This window comes from Xenorhabdus mauleonii (assembly GCF_900113945.1).
Classification (GTDB): Bacteria; Pseudomonadota; Gammaproteobacteria; order Enterobacterales; family Enterobacteriaceae; genus Xenorhabdus; species Xenorhabdus mauleonii.
Genome location: NZ_FORG01000034.1, coordinates 1 through 14385, shown reverse-complemented (window position 1 = coordinate 14385; position 14385 = coordinate 1). Strand labels below are relative to the sequence as shown.

Genomic DNA, 14385 nt, shown 5'->3' with positions numbered 1-14385 from the left:
TGTCCTTCACGGCACGATAAGGCCGTTCAGGTGCGCCACGTCGCTGCCGTCGCCGTCAAACAGCAGTTCATAGGCGAACGTCAGCCCGCGCCGGTGCAGTAGCAGGTATTCCATTTCAACCAGCCGCGAGAGATGGACTTTAAGTTGGGTATCCCCCCACTGCACCGCATCGCGCAACTGCTTGCGGGTAAAAATCTGCTCGTGACGGGGCTGGCCGCTGTCCCGTATCCAGGCCTGTATCAGCATCAGTAACTTGCGGGTCTGCGGCGGCATCTCGTCCAGCGTGCGGCCTAAGATTTCATGGGCGAGCCGGTTCGCCAGCCGGATATCGTCTTGGGTCACTTCGATGTAGGCCAGTTTCCGGCCGCGATGCTCGGCGGTTTTGGTTTCCCGCTGGTACTGGTGCAGCAACGCAATGCTTTGGATTAAGGTTAAATATTTCATGTGGTCACGGCGGGTGCGGGTTTTGTCTGACAGGAAGGTCAATTGGCTGGCGTAGGGATTGACCACATTCAGGGGTTTCAGCAACCGCTGGGCGTTCTGGTGCAACGTGGTGAGATAGTCCCGCTCATTTTCAGCCATCAACCCCGCAAGGGTTTGCTTCTGACGCTGTAACGCATGGATAGCTTCGGTTTGTTCACGGGATTCATTGACCGTCAGCACCAGACAACGATTCAGTAACTCTTCATCGACATCAATGGCGGTTGTGGTCAGCATCAGCATCACCGGGCCTTTGACCGTGTAGCTTTTGGTGACGAGATTGCCGGTCGCTTCATCCTTGCCGGTGCTCGCCATCGTCAGTTCGCCGTCACTTTGCAACAGTTTGAGTGCATAGGCCGCCTGCCGCACCCCTTCTTCTTCCGCTATCGCTAAAATCTTATGCTGAAGATTGGTTTCACCGAGATAAAACAGGCTTTGGCCGGTCATGGCGCTGTACTGGATACGTTCTTCTTCCGGTATCAGATTGAGCACCGCATCCATCAGACTACTCTTACCCGCCGCGCTGCTGCTCTGGATTAAGACGGCTAAGGGTTTGGGCAGTTTACGGCTGACGGCGGCCAGATACCCCGCAAGCAGATTGGTCGATTCGCCGACAACCCCACAGGCGCTCAAGTCAGCGGTAATACGGCTGACCAGTTTTGGATCTTGCAATAACATCAACGCAGATTGCTGTTCATCTTCACTCATTGAGGGGGCGGCCTGTACCGTTCCTGCTTCAGCCCACGCCCGTTGTTCCAGCACCAGTAACACCCGCCCCAGCTCACGCTTAATCAGCGTTTCCGGCAAGGCCAGCTCGGTACTGGCCTGACGCACGAAGGTCGACCGGGCGCGGGCGCTCAGGATATCGAGGCTATCCACAAACAGCGCCCCGCTGTGTTTGTCGATGACCTGCACATTCACTTTCATGACCGTGGCACCGGCTTTCTGCTGTGCCCCGCGTATCCGCCATTCCTGCCCGTCCTGCTGAACCACGATATCCCCGTTGTCGGCAAGCGTTGTGACTACCCCCGGCTCCGGCACCAAGGCCGCCGCCGGCACTGACACGACGGCAGACGCATTTTTGTCTGCCAATGGCCTGTTTGCCGGCTCACCGAGCCATTGTGCTGAGTCCAGTAGCTGGCCGAAGGCGTTTTCCGGGTTGGCGACTTCGCAGCTAAACCGATTGGCATCACCGCCTTCGGGGAACACGACCCGCCAGACATCCAGCCCGGCCAGTTGCAACTCGGCCGCCAAGACCGCCGCCGCTGCATTGCCGGCCTTGTCATTGTCATAGGCGATATGCACCTGCTGTATCCCGTGCTGCCGGAAGGCGGTTCGATGCGCCTCGGTAAACCCGTGAACCCCATAGGCACAGGTGACATGGCGATAGCCTGCACACCAAAACGACATGGCATCGATGAGCGATTCACACAAAATCACCGAGGCCGAGCCAACCAGCCCGGCTTCATTCCAGACCCCACCATGCGCGCCCGGCAGATACAGGTGCAGCGGGGTGCCTGCCCGCAGGCGGTCAGTGATTTTGCGACCGTACAGCTCCTGCACCTGCCCGTCAGGGCTGATCACCGGCACCACAAGCGAGCCGCTGAAGTGTTCATGGCCACTCTCACGCAATAACCCGACCGCCTGAAGCTGGGCGCGGATCTCCGCGCCGGCTTTTAATTTTTTCTCCGGCAATCGGTAACCCAGCGTGCGGTTGGCAAAGCCAAGTTTAAAGTGGCTGACCAGTTCGGGATGATCGAGACGACGTTTTTTCAGGTATTGATGCACTTCCGGCGCATTCAGCAAGGTCTGGTGATAAAACTCAACCACCCGTAACAGCAGCGCCTGTTGCCCGACGGCCTCCCGAATGAGTTCCGATGAATCAAGCAGCGGCTCCACAGCCGGATTGTTGCCCAACATTGCCCGCAGCCGTTCGCAGGCATGACGCAGGCTCAACCCTTCGGTTTTCATCACCCAGTCCAGCACCGAGCCGCCGGCATCACAGCCGAAGCAGTGATAGAGATTTTTCGATGGCGTGATGACCATCGAGGGCGTTTTCTCTTGATGGAACGGGCACAGCACCGTCATATCTTTACCGCGCTTAACCAGCTGCCGACCTTGCTGCTCGATAACGGCAACTAAAGAGACGGCGGATTTTAAGTGCTGCAACTCTGCTTCGGGAATGCGAGCCATATCATGATCTCCATAAAATCACGTCAAGATTCCATTGCTCTTTCATTTAGTATCCGATAGGATACCAATACAAAGCAAGCACTTTTTAGGGGATAGAATGATGGCAAATTTCTCAGACTGGTTTAATTCAATGAGTATTGCTAACAGACTCATCGCCCTGCGCAAGCAAAAAGGCTTGTCACAACAGGCATTTGCGGATGCCATTGGGATTCATGTCACGCAGGTAAAACGCTATGAAGGCGGGGTGTCGTTACCGTCGCTGGAAGCGATTAAGAAGATAGCGCAGACCCTGCGGGTCACAACGGATTCATTGATATTTGAAGATAAAGAGCGACAGCCTGATAGCGATTTGGCTCTACAGTTTCAGGCTATCAGCAACATGCAGCCGGAACAGCGGCAGGTGATTAAGGAAGTGCTGGAAGGGATGATTATCAAGTATGAGGCTGAGCGCTGGTCTTCTAAAATGATGAAGTAATCCCATTAACGCAACGTATTCGGGCTGGCACCCGAACACGCTGCTCACCACAACCAACTACTGAGGAGTTGAATGATGGCTAAGGCGCATTCTAAGCAAAACCGTGCTCAAAATAAAGCAGCGAAAACAGAACGTTATTACACCGTGGGATACGTCCCGCAAAATGACAAAGCGAAAGCTCCGCCCGCGATACATCTGAAAGGGCAATGGCTTAAGCAAGCAGGCTTTGAGATTGGCGGCTCTGTCACGGTGAAAATCATGGACGGCTGCTTAGTGCTGATCCCTGACAACGACGAGACCAACAGCCTCAAACAGCAGTATCAGCGTCAGCGCGAACAAATCAGTGAAATTAAGCTGCGGATGCGGGAGCTGATTGGGGATTACAAAGCAGGATAAAAAATTTTTTTCAAAAAAAACAAGCCAGATTTTTCTGGCTTGTTACTTATTAATATAGTGGCTGCTATAAATCCTCTATAGCTTCTCTTATATCTTCTAAAAGAAACTCAGCATAACTATCTGCAATTATATTTTTGACACCATCTCTTTTGAAAGATAATTCAGTTTCGACAACAACAGCCTCCCCTGTCTTTCCTATTGTATTAGTATCAATAGAATAAGAAGGGCCATATCCTGATGATTTTATTTTAATCATCCCTTCGTCTATATCACCTGCATCTCTAGCTTGCTTTGTGACATACAGAACACATGGGGCTTGGTCTCCATTTATACCTTTTTTAGTTACCCCATAATAATTATCTCCGCCAAAAGCAAGTGTTCCATATTTCTGTAAGAAAATTTTATACGATTCAGGGAAGGTAACACCAAGTAATGATTCAAACTTACTAATGGTATCTATATCAGCTCCGCCACTAGAAAGAATTTCCTCCCCACTTGCTATCATTTCCTTTTCAATTAAATCTATATAACTCATCGCTTCCTTCCTCTTAAGGAATTAAAAAGTCCAATGCTCTGGCTTTCCAATATTTTTTCTTCCAGCGGTTAAATGGACGCCTATTCATGGATGGTGGTGCACTATTATATCTACGCCTTACACCATCAGGGCCAACCCACGTTTTATCCCACTGGTTAGAGAACATATGTAACTTACGATCATATTTACTATGAACACTACTCAAAATTTCAGCCATTGCACCAGGTTCATCTTGAGTGACGTGATGGAGGTTTATTTCTAATCCATCTTTACCTATGGGAGCTTGGCCTTTCTTCATTCGTTGAATATTTGTTCTTCCATATTCATCAATATGATTCGGGTCAAATAAATCATTTCTCTGATAAACTTTTCTTCCAACAACATTTTTTGCAGTCCAACATTTAGCCAGACCTAGCGGATCGATCCAAATCGTCGGATTTCCAACGTAAGCATACGGATTTTCACCGCCCATCAATCCCAAGGGGTCTGGCGTCAAATACTGCCCCGCCACCGGTGAGTAATACCTAAACCGATTGTAGACCAGCCCGCTCTCTTCATCGAGCCACTGCCCGGCAAACTGGTTCCCCGGATTCAGTTCCGCATTCTCCCCCAGTCTGCCCAGACGCAGCCCGTACAGGCTCTGCGGCGGCTGGCGCCAGACCCGGTGCCCGGCGGTATCGAACAGCGCCAGTGGCTCGCCGGTCGGGGCACAGACGGCATACTGTGTTTGCACCTCACCCGCAATCAGCTCCTGCCGGTTTTCTGGGTTCAGGGTAAAAAACTGCACCTGCTGCGCCAACAACTGCCAGCCATCAAACACCAGATGGCGAATGCTGTACAAGCGGTTATGCCGGTATTCGCGGATTTCCGCCGGCACATCGCCGTCCCACAGGTACGTCGTCCGCTCACCCGAGCGTTCGCACACCTTTTCCGTGCGCCGCCCGAAGGCATCATAGCGATAATCCCAGTGCTGGCCGCCCGGGGTCTGCACACCGATAAGCTGGTTCTGGCTGTTCCAGCGGAACTTGGTCAGCTGGGGACGATGACCTTCTTGCCACAGCTGCATGGCGGTCATTCGCCCCGCATCATCGTATTCAAACAGATGCTGACCCGCCTGCCGCAGCCGGTGGCCTTTCTGGTAGAGCCGTTCGTTGTCAATATCGTGGCGACCGTCAAACCGGCGGGCGGGGTAACCGCAGGCATCATATTGATAATGCTCCCGTAACTGGTCACCGTCACTGACCGACGTGACCTGACCGTTACCGTTGACGACATAGCGCAACCATTGTCGTTCATCATTGGCCGCCACCAGATTCAGTGCTGCATCGTAACGGTATTCCCGATCCAACCCCGCCAGTGTCGGCTGGGGAATATCCGCCACTTCATGGGCCGCAAAAAACTCGGTGTTGCGGCCGGCTCGCTGCGCCGTCAGTTGCCCCATCAGGGTGTGTTCCTGACGCAGGATAAAGCCCTTGTCTGACTGGCGGTGCCATTCGTACCCGTCCTCATCCCGCTCAAGCGTAAGTTGATGCTCACCACTGATACTGAGCAGGCTCAGTTCCCCTACTTTATTGGCCTGCGTATTTGCTTTCCAGCTCCGGCCATCGGGCGTGTGAAGGGTGCGTTCTGCCGTGGCGTTATCGGGATACTCACGTTGGATTTCACCATGAGGCTGAACTTCTTTGACAAGTCGGCCTTTGTCATCGTATTCAAAGGTCAGCGGCTCCGCCTCTGGTGCCGTCACCACCAGCAGACGCCCCAGAATATCGTAAGCGTAAGTGGTGGTGCCTTCCGGCGTGTGCATGGCGGTCATCTGCCCGGCGGCATCATAGTCATAGCGGGTGACGTTATTCAGCGCATCCCGTTTTTCCGTGCAGTTGCCATTGCCATCATAGGCATAATGCCACTGCGTGCCGGCGTAATCGGTCTCGGTTATCACCCGCCCGTCGGCATCCAGCTGATAACGGTAGCTTTCCCCTTGCGGATTAATGACTTCGAGGAGTTGCAGGCTATCGGGATCATAACGGTACTGCCAGCGGTGACCTTCACCGTCAATCCGACCGACCGGCAGATCAAATGGCCCGTATTCTATTTGCCATTCCACTCCCCGCGCGTCGGTCCAGCGGGTGAGGTTGCCGTGGCGGTCATGGCGGAAGCGCTCCAGACTGTTGTTGGGGCGATCACTTAAGGCGATGCGGTGGTGACGGTCATATTCCCACAACCATAAAGCCCCGCCGCCCGATGACAGCCGCTGCAATCGGTCATGGCTGTCGTAGCCGAGCCGCAGACTGCGGTTTTCCTCATCAAACAGCCGGGTCAGCCGCTGATGGTCATCGTATTCCCAGGTCCGCTGGTTGCCTTCGTCATCCTCAGCCTTCGTCACCAACCCGAATGCATTGCGGGTCAGGGTAGTTTTGCTGCCGTCAGGCGCAATAAAGCATTCGGCATGGCCTTTATCATCGTATTGCTGCCACCAGACCTGTCCCAGCGGATCGGTCATGCTGGCCAGCCGATCGTCGTCGTCATAGTGATACTGCCACACGGCGCCGCCGGCATCGGTAAATGTTGTGACCAGTCCGGTATCCGCCAGATAATCCAGCTGCAAGACTTGCCCTTCCGGCAGGATTTGCCGTTGCAGGTTGCCCCAGCCATCGTATTCATACCGAGTGACATGGCCGCACGGGGTTTCAACCTGAGTGACCTGCTGCTCGGCGTTATAATGCCAGGTGGTGGTATGGCCCTGTGGCGTGGTGGAGCGGGTGATACCGGGTTCATAGGTCAGCCGGACGGGGTAATAGCCGCCGCTGCCGACGCTTTCAACGCAGCGCCCTTGTGCATCATACACATAGTCCACTGCGGTCTGGTCACCGTCCGACCAGCGTTTAATTAATCCCTGTGCATTGTATTCATAGAACAGGTGGAATTGTTGGGCACTGTCCGCTTCCGCCAGCCAGCCATTGTCGTGATAGTCATAGCGCACCATCACGTCATTGAGACCATTGTCGCTGCGGCGAATGTCGGTCAGTAATCCGTCTTCACGATACAGTAAGACCAGCGCCGGGCCGTCGCTGTGGGTGACCCGGTTTAGCTGGCCTTGCCCGTTGTAATGAAAATTAATGCTGTTATCGTTGCGGTCACGCAGGGCCGACAATTGCCAGCGCTGAGTGTCAGCGGTCGCTGAAATGCCCGGCTGGGTAAAGTATTTTCTGACCGGCTGATTGCGCTCAGTCAGCATAAAGCCCTGTTGATGGCGACTCAGCGTAAATTCCGGATGCTCCGGGTTGATACTGTGGTCAACGCTCCGGGGCAGGGCGAAGTGCAGGGAAGCGCCTTCCAGTGTCAGAACTTCTATTCGGTCACCAGTGACAATGACTGCCTCAGAAAAGTTGTCCAGCCAGTTTTCACCCAGCAGACCCCGCAATCCCGGTGACCAGCTGCGGGTGAAGGTCAGCGGTATCGTTTGCCCCAGTTCAAATTCGGTACGCTGGTCAAACAGGCTGCCGGTGGTCACGTCTATCGGGTCGCCTGTAAAGAATTTTTTGGTGGCCTGAGTAAAACGTTTCACCCCTTTATTGGCTTTAAAGGCCGCTTTGGCACACATCACTCTGCCTTTCAGGGCATGAGCAGCTTTTTTGGCGCCCAGTTTTGCCCCGGCCAGCACCGCCTGCCGGCCGGTTTTGGTCATCAGCTTACCGATGCCTTTGACCAACCCGCGTGTCGGAGGAACCAGAAATTCCACCGCCACCAGTAACGCCCGTTGCCAGCCGGAGAATTCTTCTTCAATCTCGAGATAAGTCCCCTGACCGGAGCCGATAAAGACGGTGCTCGCCCCGCCTTTGATGGCGGCACCACACACCAGTTTATCACCAACCCGCGCCGCCGGTTGGCCGTTGATAAACACCGACTCACTGCCTTGCGCTATCAACGGCGGAGCCGGGTGTTTGCTGCACGCCGCCATATCAACGGTGGCCCGTGCGGCGGGCATGCCTTCAATGATGACGTTACCGGAACCACTGCTCAACACTCCGTCCGGCGAACCGAAGCTGTCGACAAAGTTCGAGACGGCCGAACTGGCTGCGGCAATGGCATCGCTGGCCAGATAGGTTAATCCGCTGCCGGCCGCCGCCACCAGGAGGGTCGCTCCCAATCCCCCGGTGCCGGCTACCAGCAACCCCACTGCCCCGAAAATTGCGGCACCAATCAGGGCTCCGGCCACAGCCCCCATCAGGGCACCAAAGAAACTCTTATGTTGGATGGGGTCACCCTGACGTGCCGCCGCCGGCCCCCGGGCACCGCCACCGGGCGGCAAGGGCGGCCGGGCATGGGTGGCCCCGACCCGGGCAATCCGGGTAATAATTTCATCACCTAATCCCATATCGGCTTCTCCTTATGCCGCCTGAAAACTGCTCACCACCGCCAGTAAGGCGTCCCGCTGACCGCTGTTCATGGGCTGGGGGGACGTCAGGTTAAACGCCAGTAATTGGTGGCCCCGGATTTGCAGTACCACCGTCTGGTGCATTTCCCCTTCCGGACTCTGCCATTGGTAATCCAGTCGCCACGCCATGTCACCGCTGAGTTCCATTTGCAGCCGCTGATGCTCCTGATAGCCCGGCAGGTGGGTCACAAACTGCGTCAGTGTCTGTTCATAATAAGTCTCGCTGTCAGTGCCTGCCGGCACCGGCGTGCGGTTAATCACCAGATTGACGCCGCTGTCATCCGGCAGCACAAAGACGTGCATTGATTCATCGCGCCAGCCGGCGGGAATGTTTAAGCTACCTTCGTTCATCTGGTAAGGTTGTGTACTCATCATGTTTCCTTTTCGCTCTTTAGTTATCGCCGATATTCAGTCTGGGACCGAAAAATCCGCTTTAATCGGCTTCAGTCTTGTTATTGTTTTGTCTGCTATCAGTTCAGGGTGATGACATCTTTCCCGTTCACAGTGACGGTTTTACCGGTAATATGGATATTTCCGTCTGCATCAATCGAAATACTGCCTTTGGTGTTGCCGAGAGTGATGCCGCTTTCAGTGGACTGAATGGTGATTTGTCCTTTAACACTGAGGACACTGGTTTTTTCCACGGTGACCTGCCGTGTTCCGATGCTGCTCACTTCCATGCCGATAACTTCTTTATGGCGGTCAGCCCGCACGCTGATGGCCTGATTGTGCCCGACACTTTCGGTATGGTCGTGCATCACGCGGGTACTGCGGTCGTTGAGCACCGTGGTATCCATATCCTTCTGCGCGTGCATTGACAGTTTTTCACTGCCTTTCGAGTCTTCAAACAGCAGTTCGTTATACCCTTCCCCTTTATGGGTCTTGGAGCGGAACGCCATCTGGGTTTTGCTACCCGGCAAAGTCCCTGGGGGGATGTTGCTGGCATGGTAGGTACGTCCGGTGACTATCGGTTGATCGGGGTCGCCGTGCAGGAAATCCACGACGACTTCCTGGCCGATGCGCGGGATAGCGAGCATGCCCCAGCCCTGTCCGGCCCACGGCTGGCTGACGCGTATCCAGCAGGAGCTTTGGTCGTCGCTTTTGCCATAGCGATCCCACGGAAATTGCAGGCGCACGCGGCCGTATTGATCACAGAAGATTTCCTCCCCGGCCGGACCGACGACTTTGGCAATCTGCGGACCGTCAATGCTTGGTTTCGGTAGCGGAGTCGGCCGCCAGTGCTGGTTATGGCGGATGAAGCTGAACTGGCTGTGCAACGTGGTGCCGCTGCCGCCGGTAGCCGTTTCCAGGGCACCCGGTTGGTTGCCGGAGTGGCTTGCGCTCACGACTTGCCAGGGCTGGTTGAGATCCATCCGTGGGTGGTTGGTCAGAATGAACAGTTTCCCCGGTTGAATGGCAATCGCGTGACCGAGTCCCTGTCCGGTGATCGCATCGTTACGCAAGGCTTCCAGCCGATAGCGGGTAAACGCCTTGCCGTGGGCTTCGTCTTTAAATCGGCCCGGGTAATCGTAATGTTCGTAATACTGTTCCTGTAGCTGTTCGTCCTTCATCTGCTCCCGAAATTCCGCTGGCCACGCCGGATTTTTGAAGGTGTAGTCTTTTAGCTCAACCTGTGCCGGGCGCACCTGTGCACTGCTGGTGAAACTGGTCACCGACGGCTCTCCCGTGGTACTGTCTCCCTCCGGCTGGTAGGGCAGCATGATGCCCGGAGGCACCGAACCGGCATCATCCGCGAAGACCAGTGTGTTGCGCCCGTTACCGCATTCGAAGAAATAGAAGATGCCTTCTTCCGCCGTCAGCCGTTGCAGAAAGGCAAAGTCACTTTCCTGATATTGCACGCAGAATTCCCGTTCCGGGTGCGGATGACGCAGGCTGAAGACCACATCGCGGATACCGTGTTCTTTCAGGATAGTGGTGACAATGGTGGAGATGTCCTGCTGCTGAAAGATGCGTGAGTTCTGACGCAGGGTCGTGCGCCACAGGTCGGGGCGGATACTCATCTGGTAGGTGGTTTGGTGCAACCCGGTATTACCCTGTTCGAAGCGTGCCACCATGCCGGTGATGCTGCGTTGTTCAACGCCGTCCTGCAAAATGGTCAGGGTGGCGGCGCGATCCAGCACGGCCGGAAAGTTGATGGCGGGATCAGCGCTGGCCAGCCCGACACTCAGGCTGAAGGGGTGGGAAAACCCTTCCGTTAGGGTGAAGTCAGTGACAACAAAGGTTTCCGGAGCCAACCCCCCCGCCGTTAGGGTAAATTGCAGGCCACTCGGGGTAGACCCTCCCATTAGCTGTTGCCCGGCTTTTTGCAGTGCCTTGGCGGCCCCGCTGTGCCCGGCCGCCGCTTGTTGAGCGAGGCCCTGACCGCCAAGTGGGCCGGCAAAACCACCGGGTTTCGTCAGGCTGCTTTTATCCATCATGCCAGTGTTACCGGCTCCACCCAGTACGCCTGTTGCTTGTTTCACCAAGCCTGCTGCCTGCTTGCCTTTGTCTAACAAGGATTGCCCCTGTTGCAACTTCGTCAGGTGTTTTTTTATCGACATTGTTTCGTTTTCCTTATTTGTATTTGTTGTCCTCAATACCGTTTTCCACAGGGGATTTTTTAAATTCACATAACCTAGCGTCCGAGTGGGTATTCTCGGTATCTCGGCAGAAAAATCAGGTTATTCATGCACGTCCTTTTTGCTTATTATGATGGGGTGATGATAATTTTATCGGCATGTTTTTTATTCTGTTTATGACAAATGCTGTCAGGGGACAAATCCAGCCTGTTATTTTATCGGCATAAGCATGAATTTAATGAATGTAATGCCTATTTTACCCACATTTGAGAAAAATCTGAGTCAGTCGGTGCGTTTATTTTTCATTGGCAGAAAATCAATTAAACGCTGACTTTTGCCGTGGCTTTCTTCACGCTGCTTTGATGTTTTGTGGCATGGAAAGGACACGATGAAAAAAACGGGTTTACTGTTCCTGATAGGTTGTATGGTGTCTTTGTCTTCAGGAGCCAAAACGGTGGTGTACACTGACCGTCAGCATCCACCGGTGAATCTGACGCCGAACAGCCAGGTAGTCTGGCTGGATGCGGCTGAACAGTATCAGAAAAAAATCTTCCCTCAACTTTCCACTGATCCCCAGCAGGCAACTCTTCAGGCACAGGCTGTACTGCAATCGCCTCAATGGCGTCAGCAGGAACAAGCGCTTATCACTGCCTACCGTAATGTGGTTGAGGCCTGGCAGCTGGGGGTACGTCAGTACCCGGCGGTGGTCTTTAATGGCCGTGACGTGGTGTATGGCACTGCAGATGTGGCTCAAGCGACGGCGCTCAGGGAGCAACACCAACCATGAACCCGTTACGCGTTGCTTTTCCTGTGCTCATCACGCTGGTTACGGCGTTTGCGCCGGCCACACAAGCCGCCATCAATACCGCCCAAATTGTGGCAAGCAGTTTCTCACCCGCCTGCATTCAGTGGCGGGTCAGCGGTATTTGCTACTGGCTGTTCTGTTCGTGGCATGGTTGCTCGGTAAAAACGTCGGTCAAAGTGACTCATTTCCTGCCACAGACGGTGGTCGCCACCTATCATTCGCCCGGCGGCAACCCGTGGTCTGAGATGGCGCAAATCAGCGCCTTATCCGGCGGGCTGGAAAATACGGTGACCAGTGCCTTATCTAACCTCGCTACCGGTGGTGGCAATCATAATATTCAGATTGCTGGGAAGCACAGTACTCATCTGCGTTTCAAATACGCCGATGCCATCGGGCATCCCGCTACCACTCTGATAGGCGGGCAAATTCCGGGTTATTCCTGCAAAAGTGCAGCGACGCCCCTGATGCCTTATTTCCTCAGCACGCTGGATACCATGGCGTGGCGCAGCGGGTTGCCGGAGTCGTTTTATCCGGAAGCCCTTATCCCTGGTCAGCGGGAACTGGGTAGCCAGATGCGTGGCATTATGTGGGGCAATCTCTACCCGCGTGCCGGTTTTGTGACGCAGGTGGATGATGATAAAGCCTCTGCTGTAGTGGCGCAACGGGTGGCCGACATCATTACCCGTACCGGGCAGCCCCATGTCTATCAGCCGCTGACCGGGCAACGCCGTGACGGCTACTGGCCACCGCCGCCGGTGACGGAAAATACCGGCACGAAAAATCATCAGTGGCAGCGGTTATCGCCACAATTAAGTCAGTCTTGTGCGGTGTTTCCGGATGGCAGCCATACCGCCGCGACAGACGGTAATCAGGCTTATGCCTTGTGGCAGCCCTACAGCTGCTGCAAACAACGCGGGCAGCGTTTTCTCAGCAGTACGGATATTTGAATCAGGAGGTTGGATGACGACAAGAAACGCCGTATGGCTGGTCGTGGGCGCAATGATGCTGGCCCCGATGCAATCCCATGCCACCGGGCTGTCCCTCACATTACCGCAGGTGAACCGAAGTGCGCTGGGCTATGGCGCAGAGGCCAGCGGGGCGGTTTCCGATACACTGTTTTATACGCTGGGTGGCGGCTCGGTGATTTCTGAGCCGGCCAGTCGTGGTGGTTCAACCATGCTGGCCGGTTTGGAGCTGGGTTGGAGTTCGGATTTGATGTGCGGCAATTTCGACCTGAAAACCACGATCAGCAATCAGCTTAACGGTATCACGGCGGGGTTTAAGAACCTGATGAGTGATGTGGTTCAGGGGGCCACCGGAGCGGTTGCCAGCCTCCCCGCCATGATAATTCAGCGGGCCAATCCGGGGCTGTATGACATGCTGACCAACGGGGTATTGCAGGCTAATGTGGCGTTTGATAAAGCCCAGTTCAATTGTCAGAACATGGCGAAGAGAATGATGGATTTTGCACAGAACAATAAGTGGAGCCAATCGGCGGCGTTGCAGGAGTACAAAAATCAGGTCAACGGCGGGGATGGCGATGCGGTGCGTGTCAATAATGCCGGCACCAAAGCGACCGGTGCCGGCGGGCACGCGTGGATTGGCGGGCAACGACAGGGCGGGAAGGGGCAGGCTGCCATTCGTCCGACCCGTGATTTAGCCAGTGCCGGCTTTAATATGATGAATCAGTTGCCGGTACTCAGCCAGTCAACGGTCAGCACCTTCAATTGCGAGGGCAGTGCCTGCCGTAAATTCAGAACAGCACGGGAAGCGGCCGAAGCGGTGGTCAGTGTGCTGGGTGACCGGGCCATCCGAACCTGCGCGCAAGCCACAGAGTGCACCAGTGGAGGCGAACAACACCAGCCGGGGACGACGGTCGCGGGAACGGGGTTTGCCCCGATGCTGGAAGCCCATACCAAAACAAACACTGAACAACTGGTGAAACTGGTCAGCGGCACGGAGAAACCCACGCGGGCGAATCTCACCAAACTGAAAACCGGCAGTCTGGCCGTAACACAGGGTGTGATCCAGGCGTTGCAGCGTGATCCCGATAGGGCTGCACTGACTGCGCGTCTGGCGGGGGAGCTGGCGATGAGTGAGACCATTGAAACCGCGTTACTGATGCGCCGAATGCTGATCACCGGCATGTCCGAACCCAATGCGGCCGCACAATCGGAAGCGCTGGCAGAAGGCGACCGCCGGATTGCCGCCCTGGACAGGGAAATCAATGCGCTGAAAAATGAAATGGAACTGAAACAGGCGCTGTCCCGAAATTCCATTCTGACCATTATTGAGCGTGATACCCAGCGCATTCACGCTCACCCGCAAAAACAGGTCGCGGACAGTCAGGATGCCCGTTTTTATCAGCTGGAAGCCCCCAACCGTGAGCGCGGGTAAGTTCGATGATGGCAGAGAAACGTGCAAGATTAAAACGAGGCATCGGATTATCACTGATTATCGCTTTGGCGATGGTGGTGACGTTAGGAA

Annotated in this window: 10 protein-coding genes; 5 read left to right on the top strand and 5 right to left on the bottom strand. The window is 54.9% G+C overall.

Going from position 1 to position 14385, the window contains the following annotated elements; translation table 11 throughout:
- Nucleotides 1-6: 6 nt before the first annotated feature.
- Complete coding sequence (locus tag BM100_RS19945; RefSeq protein WP_092514146.1) at nt 7-2673, bottom strand: CHC2 zinc finger domain-containing protein; 2667 nt, start codon at nt 2671-2673, stop codon at nt 7-9.
- Nucleotides 2674-2803: 130 nt separating this feature from the next.
- Between BM100_RS19945 and BM100_RS19940 the strand changes: the two genes are divergently transcribed.
- Both BM100_RS19940 and BM100_RS19935 read left to right on the top strand, forming a co-directional pair.
- A complete protein-coding gene (locus tag BM100_RS19940) occupies nt 2804-3148 on the top strand; it encodes a helix-turn-helix domain-containing protein (protein ID WP_338066855.1) in 345 nt (114 codons plus the stop codon).
- 75 nt (nt 3149-3223) lie between these two features.
- Complete coding sequence (locus tag BM100_RS19935) at nt 3224-3544, top strand: SymE family type I addiction module toxin (protein WP_092514142.1); 321 nt, start codon at nt 3224-3226, stop codon at nt 3542-3544.
- 64 nt (nt 3545-3608) lie between these two features.
- On the opposite strand, the gene BM100_RS19930 is transcribed toward BM100_RS19935, so the two are convergent.
- The 4 genes from BM100_RS19930 to BM100_RS19915 all read right to left on the bottom strand — a co-directional run bounded on the left by BM100_RS19930 (nt 3609) and on the right by BM100_RS19915 (nt 11075).
- Complete coding sequence (locus BM100_RS19930; protein WP_092514140.1) at nt 3609-4079, bottom strand: SMI1/KNR4 family protein; 471 nt, start codon at nt 4077-4079, stop codon at nt 3609-3611.
- A gap of 13 nt (nt 4080-4092) precedes the next feature.
- Entirely contained in the window at nt 4093-8454 is a 4362-nt protein-coding gene (locus tag BM100_RS19925) for an HNH/ENDO VII family nuclease (RefSeq protein WP_175494988.1), read from the bottom strand.
- Nucleotides 8455-8466: 12 nt separating this feature from the next.
- Entirely contained in the window at nt 8467-8886 is a 420-nt protein-coding gene (locus BM100_RS19920) for a DUF1795 domain-containing protein (RefSeq protein ID WP_092514138.1), read from the bottom strand.
- A 98-nt stretch (nt 8887-8984) separates the two neighbouring features.
- Nucleotides 8985-11075 (bottom strand): type VI secretion system Vgr family protein, encoded by a 2091-nt coding sequence (locus BM100_RS19915; protein ID WP_092514136.1) that lies wholly within the window; start codon nt 11073-11075, stop codon nt 8985-8987.
- Nucleotides 11076-11481: 406 nt separating this feature from the next.
- On the opposite strand from BM100_RS19915, the gene BM100_RS19910 reads away from it, so the two are divergent.
- Genes BM100_RS19910 through BM100_RS19900 form a run of 3 tightly spaced genes read left to right on the top strand, consistent with a single transcriptional unit; the run spans nt 11482 to nt 14295 of the window.
- On the top strand, nt 11482-11880 hold the full coding sequence (locus tag BM100_RS19910) for a TIGR03757 family integrating conjugative element protein (RefSeq protein WP_092514134.1): 399 nt from the start codon (nt 11482-11484) through the stop codon (nt 11878-11880).
- Complete coding sequence (locus BM100_RS19905; RefSeq protein ID WP_092514132.1) at nt 11877-12845, top strand: TIGR03756 family integrating conjugative element protein; 969 nt, start codon at nt 11877-11879, stop codon at nt 12843-12845. The genes BM100_RS19910 and BM100_RS19905 overlap by 4 nt, the downstream gene beginning before the upstream one ends.
- Before the next feature lie 52 nt (nt 12846-12897).
- Nucleotides 12898-14295 carry an integrating conjugative element protein gene (locus BM100_RS19900; RefSeq protein ID WP_244590702.1) on the top strand — a complete coding sequence of 466 codons (1398 nt, stop codon included), beginning with the start codon at nt 12898-12900 and terminating at the stop codon, nt 14293-14295.
- Nucleotides 14296-14385 lie beyond the last annotated feature (90 nt).